The sequence below is a fragment of the Streptomyces sp. SCPE 10 genome, from assembly GCF_051980735.1.
Lineage (GTDB): Bacteria > Actinomycetota > Actinomycetes > Streptomycetales > Streptomycetaceae > Streptomyces > Streptomyces misionensis.
Window position 1 is genome coordinate 6796716 of the sequence record NZ_CP197069.1, and the last position, 12488, is coordinate 6809203.

Genomic DNA, 12488 nt, shown 5'->3' on the forward strand with positions numbered 1-12488 from the left:
GCCCCGCCCTCGTGTCAGGCGCCCGACAACAGGTGCAGACGCAGCGCGAGCTGGAGCTCCAGGGCCCGTTCGGGGCTGTTCCAGTCGGGGCCGAGCAGCGCCTGGACGCGATCCAGGCGCTGCACCACCGTGTTCACGTGCACATGCAGCTCCTCCTTCGCCCGGGTCAGGCTGCCGCCGCGGTCGAAGTAGGCGCGCAGGGTGCGGACCAGCTGGGTGCCGCGCCGGGCGTCGTACTCCAGCAGCGGTCCCAGCACGGCGGTGACGAAACCGTCCACGTCATGGCCGTCGCCCAACAGCACGCCGAGGAAGCCTAGTTCGGCGACGCTCGCGCCGTGCCCGGTACGCCCGAGCACGCGCAGCGCCCGCAGACAGCGCAGGCCCTCGGCGTGCGCGTCGGCGAGGGCCCGCGGGCCGGCGGCCGGTCCGGCGCCCGCCACCGTGACCGGTACGCCGGTCAGTTGGCCGAGCTGCCCGGCGGCGGCGCGGGCCGCCGCACCGGGACCGGTGCCGTCGCACGGGAGCAACAGCACCACGGCGCCCTCGTGTTCGGCGCTGATCCCGCCGTTCCCGAACAGGTACCGCACGGCGGCGTCGGCGAGCCGTCCCCGGGCCGGGTCGTCGGCCCGGGCGACGAGCAGCACATGGGGGCGGTCGAGGTCGATGCCGAGCCGGCGGCCGCGGGCCACCAGGCCGGCCGGATCGCGGTCGGGCGCGGTGAGCAGATCGGTGACCAGGTCGCCGCGGACCCGGTTCTCGGTCTCCGCCACCGAACGCCTCAGCAGGAGCAGCAGGGAGGTGACGACGCTGCTCCGCTCGAACAGCCGCCGGTCGGGGTCGTCCAGCTCCGGCCGCCCGTACAGGACCAGACAGCCCAGCAGTTCGTGTCCGGCCAGCACGGCGCAGACCCAGCGCCCGTCCCGGAAGACCGCGTGAGCGGTGGCGCGGGAACTCTCCGCCGCCGCGACCAGCGCCGCCGCCTCCTCGGCGGCACCGGCGTCCGGCACGCCCCGGGTGGGCGCGCCGCCGTGCTCGCCGACCGCGGTCAGCGGCCACCCGGAGCCGTCGTGGACCGCGACGTCCCCCTTCAGCAGACCGGCCACGGCGGCGGCCACGTCCGACACGTCACCGCCGCGCAGCACCAGGTCGGTGAGCCGGTCATGGGACTCGGCGGCACGCTGCATGGCCGCGGAGTGCTCCCGGATCACGGTGTTGGCCTCGGCCAGTTCGGCCAGCGCGGTCCGCGCGTCGGCCATGGCCTTGGCGGTGTCGATGGCGATGGCGGCGTGGTCGGCCAGCGAGCAGAGCAGGGCCACCTCGTCCGGGGCGAAGGTGCGGGGCGTGCGGTCGGCGGCGAACAGCGCCCCGATGACCTGGCCGCCGCTGCCCGACCCCAGCAGCAGCGGCACCCCGAGTATCGCGACCAGACCCTCGTCGAGGACTCCCGCGTCGATGCTGCCGGTGTGCACGAAGCGGTCGTCGGTGCGGTAGTCCGGCGAGGCGTAGGGGCGGGCGGTCTGCGCGACCAGACCGCCGAGGCCCTCGCCCAGTTGCAGCCGCAGATTCTGGAACAGCTCCGACACCGAGCCGTCGGTGACCCGCATATAGGTGTCCCCGGCCTCCTCGTCGGACAGCGTGAGATAGGCCGTGTCGGTGCCCAGCAGCATCCTGGCCCGCCGGACGATGGAGTGGAGCACCGCGTCCAGGTCGCGCAGGGACGCCAGGTCGCCCGCGGTGTCGAAGAGCGCGGTCAGCTCCGCCTCCCGGCGCCGGTGCTGCCTGAGCGTGCTCTGCACCCGCAGCGCCGCTTCGGTGGCCTGCTCGACCTCCGCGAGATCCTGGGCGGTGGCGCCGCTGCGCCGGGCCTCGACGGCGACGGCGCCGAGGTCTTCGGCGGGCGCGCCCGCGGCGAGGAGTTCGAGCAGCCGGCGCAGGTGCGGGGCGACGGAGGCGGGTCTGTGCGGCATGGGCGGACAACCGTTGCGAAGTCGGGGGCGGGACAGGGAGTCGGGGCGGGGGATCGGACACCGGGGACGGGGATCGAGCGAGGGGCCGGAGGGGCGGGGCGGGACCGGGCCAAGGGAAGGGGGGACGAGGATCGGGCGACGGCCGGGGAGGGCCGGGGCCCGCCCCGGCCCAGGCGGAATCCGACCCTCCTCGACCGGGCGGCGGGTGTTTCGGTCCGTCAGGCGGACGTGGCCGTCTGCTGGTCCGCGGCGGGCCGTGCCGCGGCGCCGTCCGGCTCGATGGCGGCCAGGTCCCGGCCGCGCGTCTCGCGGGAGGCGACGACGGCGATCACGGTGATCAGGGCGGCCAGCGCGACGTACAGCGAGATCGGGGTGGAGTTGCCGTAGGAGCCCAGCAGCGCGGTGGCGATCAGCGGGGCCGGGGCACCGGCCGCCACCGAGGACAACTGGGCCCCGATGGACGCGCCAGTGTAGCGCATACGGGTGGCGAACAACTCGGAGAAGAACGCCGCCTGGGGCGCGTACATGGCGCTGTGGAAGACCAGCCCGACGGTCACGGCGAGCACCAGCGCGGGGAACGACCTGGTGTCGAGCAGGGCGAAGAAGGCCCAGGACCACACGCCCACGCCGACCGCGCCCACCAGGTACACCGGCTTGCGCCCGACCCGGTCGGAGAGCGCCCCGAACAGCGGGATCAGACAGAACTGCACGGCGGAGCCGATCAGCACCGCGTTCAGCGACGTCTGCTTGTCGATCTTGAGGTGCTCGACGCAGTAGGTGAGCACGAAGGCCGTGATCACGTAGTACGAGATGTTCTCGGCCATCCGCGCGCCCATCGCGACGAGGACGTCCCGCCAGTGGTTGCGCATGACCGCCACGAACGGCAGCCGCTCGGCGCGCTGTTCCGCCTTGCGCCGCTCCGCCTGCGCCAGCGCCTGCTTGAACAGCGGGGACTCGTCGACGGACAGCCGGATCCACAGACCCACCATGACCAGCACGGCGGAGAGCAGGAACGGCACCCGCCAGCCCCACGAGTCGAACGCGTCGTCGCTCAGTACGGTGGTCATCAAGGACAGCACCCCGACGGCGACCAGGTTGCCGGCCGGTGCCCCGCCCTGCGGCCAGGAGGCCCAGAAACCACGCCTCTTCGCGTCCCCGTGCTCGGAGACCAGCAGCACGGCGCCGCCCCACTCGCCACCGAGGGCGAAACCCTGGATCAGCCGCAGCGTGGTCAGCAGCAGGGGAGCGGCGACACCGATCGTGCCGTATCCGGGCACACAGCCGATCAGCGCGGTCGAAAGCCCCATCATCAGCAGGCTGATCACCAGCAGCTTCTTACGCCCGAGGCGGTCGCCGTAGTGTCCGAAGACCACGGCCCCGATCGGCCGCGCGGCGAAGCCGATGGCGTAGGTGAGGAAGGACAGCAGGGTGCCGGTCAACGGGTCCGTCTCGGGGAAGAACACCCGGCCGAACACCAGCGCGGCGGCCGAACCGTACAGGAAGTAGTCGTACCACTCGATGGTGGTCCCGATGAGACTGGCGGCGACGATCCTGCCGAGCCCGGCGGAGGGCGGGGGAGCGGTGTTACCTGCGGCCATGTGCGCCACTTCCTCGTGTGCGATGGGGACGGGTACGTGTCGGCACACGGTAGGAAGACGCAGGTCAGGGGCACATGTGGTGGGACACCATAGTTCGGGGGGCAGCTATGCGTGCGGCCACCATGCCGGGCCGGGGGGAGGAGTGGTCCAGGGGCTCGGGAGTGATCGAAACCGGATCACCGTCCCGGCGCGGTGAGACGGGCAAGGCGCGCAGGCGCCGAACGGGCCGGCCGTCGCGTGGAGGTGGCAGCCGGCCCGGACCCTTCTGCGTGCGCGTCCGCACGGTCAGGAGGCGAACGCCCGCTCCAGCCTGGGGATCAGGTCCCGCAGATCCTGCTCCCAACAGGCCCCGTTGTGGCCGCCATTGCACTGGGTGCCCCAGGTGGAGCCGTCGCCGTAGTCGACGTAGTGGTACGGCATGCCGAGCGCGTCCATGCTGTCTTTGACATGCTGGGCCGCGCCTTCGAGCCAGAACTCCGGTTCGGTTGGGACGCCGCCGCCGTTGCCCACATAGATGGAGACGTCGACCCCGGCGAGCTTGTCCATGTGCGCGGCCGGATCGACCTCGTTCCACCGCCAGTCGGCGTTGAACACGGGGTAGGGCGAGCCGAACAGCGCGTCGCTGTCCACGCCGGGTTTGTACGGCGAGTTGTCGGGGTCGCAGGCACCGGAGGCCGAGCCGCAGATCGCGCCGAGCGCGTCGGTGACGGAGGCGACGACGGCCAGCCGTAGGTCCATGGACCGGACCGACAGGTCGATGTCCCCCGACAGGGACGCGGTCTGGCTGAACAGGTCGGGCCGGACCTGGGCGTAGTGCAGGGCGCCGAACCCGCCCATGGACACTCCGGCGACGGCCCTGGCCTTTTTGGTGGGAATCGTCCGCAGGTTCGCGTCGACGAACGGGATCACCTGCTTGAGGTGGAAGTTCTCCCAATTCTGGGCGCCGAGCTGTGTCTTCTGGTTGAGCCAGTTGGCGTACCAGCCCCGGGCGCCGCCGTCCGGAATGACGGTGATCATCGAGTCGGACATGGTCAGCGCCGAATAGTTCTGCTGGATCGGGTCGTCAGGCGAGCCGTGCAGGAAGTACAGCACGGGGTAGCGCCTGTTCGGGTCGTCGTAGTAGCCGCTCGGCAGAATGATCTTGATGTGGTGCTTGCCGGCGACCTCCGGCGTGGTCACCGTGATGGTGAAGTTGGTGGGACCGCCCACGGCCGTGTCGACCTGGGTCAGCCCGAAGCCGTTCGTCAGCGGCGGCGGTGCGGTGTCGCCGGCCGCCTGTGCCGGACCGGCCGGCAGGGCCAGGGTCAGGGCGACGGCGGTGACCATTCCGGTCGCTGTCAGTCGCCAGCGCTTCGATGCCCTTGCCACAGTGCCTCCTCGTGAGCCTTCGTCGTGTGCGGGGCGGGATGCGCCGGGACGCGGTGACGTCCCGGGGAGGAGCACGCCGGAGGCCGTCGTCGGCGCCTTGATCTGAGTCTCCTGCGTGTCATCGAGCCGTCCCTCCCGTACCGGCGGTTTTGTCCGGACACGGTCACGCTAAGGGGAACCGGTGAAATTTCCATGACGTCGCTGTGGGTGTGCGACGGTCCGGGCCGACGGGTGGCCGTTCGGCGGCGGTCACTCACCGCAGGCCCGTTCGGCGTCGCATCCCCTCGGAGAACCGGGATTTCATCTTTTTTTCAACACCCCTCGCCAGGATGAGCCGGCCACCGCGGGCCGTCCGGTCCGTATCCGCAGTCGTGGCGCCGCGATCACCACGTGCCGCTCGGCACCGGCCGCGGCGCCCGACGACGCACGACCGCCGGCACCGCGCCGGCGGCCCACGCCCCCCGACCGACACCGAGTCCACCGCCGGCTGACCGACCGGGTCCACCGCCGGTGACCCGCCCCCGAAGGGAAGACCATGTCCGACTCCGCACACCCCGACCGCCGTCCGCCCACCCGCCGGACCCTGCTCAAGGCCGGCGCGGGCGCCGCCCTGACCGCCGGCGCGCTCGGCGGCTCCCTCGCCGCGGCGCCCTCCGCCGCCGCGGCGCAGAACGGCGCGCCGCTGTGCGAACAGCCCGGCGACTCGGCCCGCGCGCAGGGCCTGGGATCGGGCGACCTCGCCATCCCCTACCACCGGGAGCACGACGACACCTGGGGCTATGTCTTCGGCGACTCCTTCAGCGAACCCGCGCTCGGAGGCGAGTACCTCGGCTCCCCGGTCATGCTGAACCAGGCCTCCTTCGACGCCTCCGGCTCGACCCCGATCTCGTTCACCTGGGCCATGCCCACCGGAGGCGGCGCCCGGCAGCTCTTCGACTACCAGCACAACGCCGACAACGGCTACGGCTTTGAGGTCAGCCGCATCCCGAACGACTGCATCGAGTTCGGCGGCCGCACCTACATCCAGTACACCTCCGTGGAGGTCTGGCAGCCGCCCGCCGGCTACGACGGCTCGCGGATGTCCGGCGTCGCCTATTCCGACGACCACGGCGTCACCTGGCAGGACTACCCCTACCACTGGGCCGGCGACACTCAGGGCGTCAACCAGTCCCTGTATGGCATGTGGTCGTTCGCGGGCATCGACCCCGACGGCTGGCTGTACATCTTCTCCAAGCGCTGGAACGGCAGCCACCTCAACACCGGTGACGGCGGCGCGATCCAGCTGTTCCGCATCCGGCCGGAGGAGTTCCGGGCCGGCAACTTCGGAGCGCAGGAGAACTGGGCCTACCTGGACGGCAGTTGGCAGTGGACCCGCGCGGTCCAGCCGTCCGTGATCCTCTCCGGGAACAACATCGGCGAGTTCTCCGTCAAGCGCATCGGCGGCACGTACTGCATGAGCTACTTCGACGTCACCGACTACTCGATCTGCACCCGCACCGCCCCCCGGCCCGACGCCGTGTGGAGCGCGCCGAAGCCGCAGATCGTCGGCAACGCCACCTGGCCGTCCAACCACTGGGGCAAGCCCCAACTCCCCTTCCTCTACGGCGGATACATCCACCCGGGCAGCGCAAGCGCCACCTCCCTCACCCTGATCGTCTCGCAGTGGAACGGCCAGCCCCACCAGTCGCCCTACCGCGTCCTGCAGTACGACGGCATCAACCCGTGAGCCGCACCCCGCACTCGCCCTTCGGTACCCGCCCCCACAGGAAGAGACAAGTGAACACAGTCCGCTTACACCGCGCGAGAGCTGGCGGTACCGTCCTGCTCGCCGCCCTCACGGTTCTGACCGTCCTCGGCGCCGGCCCGGCGAGCGCCGACAGCACCAGGGCCGCGAAGATACCCGGCCCCCTCGGCAACGCCGCGCCCGCCACGGCGTACTGCGACATCCCCGCGCAGCGCGACATCGCGGTCACCCGCAAGGTCTACGAGGTCGGCCAGCGCATGAACGTGTCCCCCAAGGTCATGCTCGCCGGGTTCGAGACCGGCTGGGTCGAGTCCCGGATGAACAACCTGGCCTGCGGGGACCGGGACTCCCTCGGCGTCTTCCAGCAACGCCCCTCGCAGGGCTGGGGATCGCCCGAACAGGTCCTGGACGTCGACTACGCGGCGTCGACGTTCTTCGAGGTCGCCGAGCAGATGGAACCCGGCATGGAGGGCAGCACCGCAGGCCAGCTCGCCCAGGCCGTCCAGCGCTCCGCCTACCCCGAACGCTACGACCAGGCCGAAGGCACCGCCGTGGCGCTGCGGGACGAGGCGTTCCAGCCCTACGGCACGATCGGGGCGAAGTACGACGGTATGGGGGGCACGGGCGGCGTCCTCGGCGCGCCGGTCCGGGCCGAGGAGGCGGCCTCGCTCGGCGGGCGCTTCCAACTCTTCCAAAAGGGGATCATCCTGTGGCATCCGGATGTGGCGTACGCGGTGTACGGGGACATCCTGTCCAAGTTCTGGGCGACGGACGCGGAGCGGCGCTGGGGCTTTCCGACGATGGACGAGGCGGACGCGTCGCGGGCGCCGGACGGGACGAAGGGGCGGTACCAGTTCTTCGAGCGGGGCCTGTTCCTGTGGTCGCCGTCGACGGGTACGCACATCGTGCATGACGCGATCTACGACGCGTTCCACGCGGGCGGTCATGAGTCCGTCCTCGGGTATCCGACGACGGACGAGACGGACGAGGCCGGCGGCGGGCGGATGCAGCGGTTCCAGAACGCCACCATCCACTGGCGCGCCGACAAGGGCACCTGGATCACCGACAACTGACCCGCACTACCGGCACATCGCTCGACAGCCACCTCCTCGGGGCCGCCGGCTCACCCTCGCCGGCGGCCTTGCGCGAGACGGCTCTGCAGCCGGGCGTGGCGAAACTGGTACACCGCCCCGGCCCCGAATCCGACCGCCGTGCCGAACACGGGTGCCCGGAAACACAGTTGAGTGAGCACCGTTCGGCGGTCGGTGCGCAGGACGCTGCCCGGGCTGACGGCGGAGACGATGTCGAGGGGCGTTTCGAGGAGGCAGAAGGTGAGCCCGGCGGCGCCGCCGAAGATCAGCCCGAAGACGTTCGCGTCCACCAGCCCGATCTCCAGCGCGGTCGACAGCCCGAAGTGCCGGCTGAACGCGCGCAGCAGGCCGACCATGAACCCGTAGACGCAGCCGAAGAGCGCACCGCCCAGGGTGCCGATCACCAGCCGGGGACCGGCCCGCCACGTGGTGGTCTCCGGCCGGCCGCGGATGCGCAGCCGAACGGCGGACGGCCGCAGGCCCTTGCCCGTGACCGTGTACGTGAACCAGCGCACCAGCCCGAACAGGAGACCGGCCAGTAGGCCGAACATCGTCCCGTCCAGAACGCCGCCGATCACCGAGCCGCTGAAGCCGACGGACATGACGCCGTCGACGAGCCCGATGACCAGCGCGGTGACCAGGGCGGTGACGAGGGTGCGGGGGGAACGGCGCAGGCCGTGGCCGAGCCGCCACCAGGCCAGGTCCGGAGTTCTCGACTCCGTCAGATGGCGGGCGAGATGGCCGAGCCAGCGCTGGACGCGCTCGGGGTCCCAGCCGCGCGCGCCCGGGCGGGCGCGAAGGTAGACGGTGGGCAAGAAGTTGTCGGGCAGGTGTTCCGCCAACTCCTGTTTGCCGGGGATGTCGAGCAGCTCGGCGGGATCGTGGTCCGGGGTGTCGCTGTAGACGGTGCGGGCGAGTGCCATCATCAGAGGCGTCGACAGGACCGTGGCGAGCGGGGTCGGCGATCCGTCCGGCGAAGGCTCACGCACATTCCTCAGCACCGGCTGCCAGGCGCTCGCCGGCCAGCGCACCCCGCGCCGCCGGCGCCGGCGCCGGCAGCGGCACCGCAGGCGGCACCACGACCGCTTCGGACGCTCGCCCCTCGCCCGCCTCCGCCTCGCCGGCGGCGTCCGTGCCGCCCGCCGCCCCGGGACGGCGGCACGGAGTAACTCTTCGCGCTCCTCGCGGCGCAGGGCGAGCGCGTCGGCCAGCTGCCGCACCGTGGTCATCCGCGGGTTGCCGCGCTTGCCGGTCTCCAGGCCGCGGATGGTGCTCACACTGACACCGGCACGCCGCTCCAGCTCGTCCTGGGTCAGTCCCGCATTCTCGCGCAGTCGACGCAGCACCGCGCCGAACTCACCGGCCACAGGTCATGGCCCTTCCCCCCTGGAGTTGTCCGTTTCCGCAGGTCGGGACTCCAGCGCGGGCACCGGTCACATATGGCCGGTTGAATGCTCTGTCCACACTTCCCGCACGACGGCCAGCCTCGACCGCATCGACGTGAACGACCGGGTGCGGGGATCGACCGGTCCGGAGAACGGGGAGTGGCCATGCCGACGAGGACCGCAGGCCGGTGCGACCGGGGCGTCACGGGTCTCACCGCCGAGGAACGCGAAGTGCTCTACGCGCTCGGCTGCGGCCTGGGGGACGACGAGATCGCCGCCGCCCTGGTCCTGCCCGAGCAGGTGGTGGCCGAACGGCTCGGCCGCGTCCTGGGAAAGTTGGGGCTGCGCGACCGGGCCGCCGCGATCGTGCACGCCTTCGACTGCGGCCTGGTCGTGCCCGGCCAGGGACCCCGCAGGCCGGTGCCGGCGACCGCCGTCGCACGCCGCACTGGCGCCGCGTCCGGTCCCTGGCTGCGGGTGTCGCTGCTCGGCCCACTTCGGACGACCCTCGCGGGCCGGCCCGTGGACGTCGGCCCCGTGCGGCAGCAGGCCGTGCTGGCGGCGCTGGCCCTGAGCCGGAGCCGTTCCGTCAGCAGGCGGCGACTGCTGGAGGACGTCTGGGGCAGGGAGATGCCCGGCGGCAACGTCGTGCCGGTCTACGTCTACCGGCTGCGCAAGATCCTGCGCCTTGGTGAGCGCCCCGACTCGGTGATCCGGCGCGACCGGTACGGATACGGGTTGGTCCAGGGCATCGCCGAGGTGGACTCCCTGTGCGTGGAGGACCTGGTCACCCGGGCCGAGGAGGCCGAACGCACCGGCGACCTGCCCGCGGCCGTACGGCTGTGCGCCCAGGCGCTGGAACTGTTCCGCGGCGAGCCACTGGCCGGACTGCCCGGGCCGTTCGCCGAGTCGGAGCGGCTGCGGCTCGCGCAACACAGGGTCGCCCTGGCCCAGCGGAAGGCGGACTGGCAGCTGAGGCTGGGCCGGCGCCTGGAGGCGATCACCGAGCTGTCCGCCCTGGCCCTGAAGGAGCCGTTGAACGAACCCGTCGCTGCGATGCTGATGCACGCGCTGCGGCGCGACGGCCGGCGGGCCGAGGCCCTGGCTGTCTTCGACCGCATCGCCCGGCACCTGGCCGAGGACCTCGGCGTCCCCCCGGGCGACGTGCTCCTTCGGGCCCGGCGGGCGGCTCTGCTCGGGGAGGACACCGGCCCGGGCCGCGGCCGGGCGGGTGCGGCGTGAACGGGGCGGCGGACGACCGTGAGCGCGCCGAGGAACCGCTGCCGGCGCGGTCTGGCGCCGACACGACCCGCACCCCCCGACCCGCGCCGCCGTCGATCTCTGCCCCGCCGGCCGTCAGGCCCCGCCACGCTCGCGCGGGTGACCGGCGAGCGTGACGGGCAGTCGGACGCCGCCGGCGGTCATGGTCGCTTCGGCGGCTGATCGGGCGGCGGCGGGACTGGACGCGGACGCTGAGCCGCCGCCCGCCGCCCGCCGCCCGCCGCCCGGTCCAGCCGGGCAGTTCACGGCACGCCCGGTCGGCGAGCCACGTGGGACGACGAGAAGAGGCGGGGCGTCCGGATCGGAAGTCACGGCGGGAGGCGTCGACCCGTCCCGTCTTTCATCCGCCTGCGTGTGCGGGAGTGCCCGCGTAGATGGTGACCTGTGCCGCCGCGGCGAGTGCGTGCTGCAGCCGGGTGCGCAGGCCGAGAGCGGTCTTGCGGCCCGACGCGTGCGCCCACCGCTCCACGGCGGACTGGAAGGCGGCGACGAGGAGATCCTGGGCCAGGCGCGTGCGGAGGTCCTCGGGATCGGCCAGGGCAAGCCGGGCGGAGAGGGTCTTGCAGGCCTCGCTGCTGATGCGGTCGCAAAAGCTCAGGTTGTGTGCCGTGATCGATGGTGAAACCTCGGCGAGGAGCCGGCAGGCCGCCATGCGCTCTGCCCAGCGGGGAGCGGTCATCTTGTCCAAGGCGGCCAGCAGGACCTCTTGGAGTGCTTCGAAGACGGTGCCCCCGGAAGGCCGCAGGGATTCCATCTCGCCGAGGAACGTCGACCAGAGTTCATGGCTGGGATCGAGGGCGAGGTCTTCCTTGCTGGTGAAGTAACGGAAGAACGTCCTCTTGGAGACCTCGGCCTGAGCGCAGACCTCGTCCAGTGTCGTCTCGGCGAAGCCGTGCTCCACGAAGAGCCGCAGACCCGCGTCGACGAGTGCTTCCCGGGTCTGCTGTTTCTTGCGTTCCCGCAGCCCGGTGGAAGGTTGGGACGCCGAATTCGGAAGGGGACCAGCCATACGGCCAGCCTAGCAAAATTCTGCCACTGGTACGCTCATGCCACTCAGTGCCACTTCTTGGAGGCTGTGCTCATGAAGGCTGTCATCGTGCCGTCGTTCGGGGGCGCCGAGGTGCTCGCATTCGTCGACCGCCCCGAGCCCGACCCCGGCCCCGGCCAGGTGCTGGTGAGGGTGGAGGCCGCGGGCGTCGGCTACGTCGATGTCATGGCTCGCAACGGGGACTACGGGCCGATGGCCGAAGCGGGCTTCATCCCGGGCCTGGAGGCGGCCGGTGTGGTCACCGCCCTGGGCGAGGGGGTGGACGAGCGCTGGGCCGGTCAGCGGGTCTTTCTGTGGTCGCAGGGCGGGGCCTACGCCGAGACCGTTGCCGTCGATGCGGCCGACACCGTACCCGTCCCGCAAGGACTCAGTGCCGCAGAGGCCGTCGCGTTGGGGGTCAACGCGCTGGTGGCGAGGCTGGGCCTGGAAAGGGCGCGCATCAAGGAGGGCGAGAGGGTGCTGGTCAGGGGCGCCGGTGGGGGCATCGGGCTGATGGCCGCCCAACTGGCCACGCTGGCCGGGGCCGAGGTGACCGCGATCACTTCCGCACCCGAGCGCACCGAGCGCCTGAGGGAGCTCGGTGTCGCTCACGTCCTGGACCGCCACGCAGGACAGGATGGCAGCGAATACACCTACGACGTGATCGTGGACCCGGTCTCGGGAGCCGACCTCGGCCGGTACATCGCGACCCTGCGGCCCAACGGCCGCTATCTGCTGGTAGGTTCGGCCGGGGGTGTACCGACGCCCGACCTCTTCGCCGGTATCCTGGCCGCGTACCACGATTCGCCGACACTCATCGCGTTCAGTCTGAACTCCGTCGACGCGGAGACGGTGGGGAGGACGGCGGCCGAACTCTTCGAGCTGGCTGCGCATGGTGCGCTGCGGGCGGTCGTCGACGAGCAGTTCCCTCTCGCCGAGGCGCGCCGCGCACACGAACGTCTGGAATCGGCCCGGGTGTTCGGCAAGATCACCCTGCATCCCTGAGACGGCCGGTCACCCCCGACCG

The 12488-nt window shown here is 71.9% G+C and carries 9 protein-coding genes; 4 read left to right on the forward strand and 5 right to left on the reverse strand.

What is annotated here, in order from left to right; all coding sequences use genetic code 11:
• Positions 1-14: 14 nt before the first annotated feature.
• The 3 genes from ACSP97_RS31160 to ACSP97_RS31170 all read right to left on the reverse strand — a co-directional run bounded on the left by ACSP97_RS31160 (position 15) and on the right by ACSP97_RS31170 (position 4891).
• Positions 15-1967, reverse strand: coding sequence for a helix-turn-helix domain-containing protein (locus ACSP97_RS31160; RefSeq protein WP_355154595.1), 1953 nt, complete (start codon positions 1965-1967; stop codon positions 15-17).
• Positions 1968-2185: 218 nt separating this feature from the next.
• A complete protein-coding gene (locus ACSP97_RS31165) occupies positions 2186-3565 on the reverse strand; it encodes an MFS transporter (protein ID WP_355154593.1) in 1380 nt (459 codons plus the stop codon).
• Between the two features lie 285 nt (positions 3566-3850).
• Positions 3851-4891, reverse strand: a complete 1041-nt coding sequence (locus tag ACSP97_RS31170) for an alpha/beta hydrolase (RefSeq protein ID WP_355152841.1) — start codon at positions 4889-4891, stop codon at positions 3851-3853.
• Between the two features lie 577 nt (positions 4892-5468).
• Between ACSP97_RS31170 and ACSP97_RS31175 the strand changes: the two genes are divergently transcribed.
• Positions 5469-6659, forward strand: a complete 1191-nt coding sequence (locus tag ACSP97_RS31175; RefSeq protein ID WP_435642605.1) for a DUF4185 domain-containing protein — start codon at positions 5469-5471, stop codon at positions 6657-6659.
• A 50-nt stretch (positions 6660-6709) separates the two neighbouring features.
• On the forward strand, positions 6710-7750 hold the full coding sequence (locus tag ACSP97_RS31180; RefSeq protein WP_440555335.1) for an LGFP repeat-containing protein: 1041 nt from the start codon (positions 6710-6712) through the stop codon (positions 7748-7750).
• A 50-nt stretch (positions 7751-7800) separates the two neighbouring features.
• Here ACSP97_RS31180 and ACSP97_RS31185 read toward each other — a convergent pair whose 3' ends face one another.
• Entirely contained in the window at positions 7801-9135 is a 1335-nt protein-coding gene (locus ACSP97_RS31185; RefSeq protein ID WP_440555337.1) for a helix-turn-helix transcriptional regulator, read from the reverse strand.
• A 183-nt stretch (positions 9136-9318) separates the two neighbouring features.
• Between ACSP97_RS31185 and ACSP97_RS31190 the strand changes: the two genes are divergently transcribed.
• Entirely contained in the window at positions 9319-10395 is a 1077-nt protein-coding gene (locus ACSP97_RS31190; RefSeq protein WP_358269741.1) for a BTAD domain-containing putative transcriptional regulator, read from the forward strand.
• A 379-nt stretch (positions 10396-10774) separates the two neighbouring features.
• Here the strand turns inward: ACSP97_RS31190 and ACSP97_RS31195 are convergent, their stop codons facing one another.
• Entirely contained in the window at positions 10775-11443 is a 669-nt protein-coding gene (locus ACSP97_RS31195; protein ID WP_355526960.1) for a TetR family transcriptional regulator, read from the reverse strand.
• A 72-nt stretch (positions 11444-11515) separates the two neighbouring features.
• Here ACSP97_RS31195 and ACSP97_RS31200 point away from each other — a divergent pair, with 72 nt between their 5' ends.
• A complete protein-coding gene (locus ACSP97_RS31200) occupies positions 11516-12466 on the forward strand; it encodes a quinone oxidoreductase family protein (protein ID WP_355526957.1) in 951 nt (316 codons plus the stop codon).
• The last annotated feature ends 22 nt before the right edge of the window (positions 12467-12488 follow it).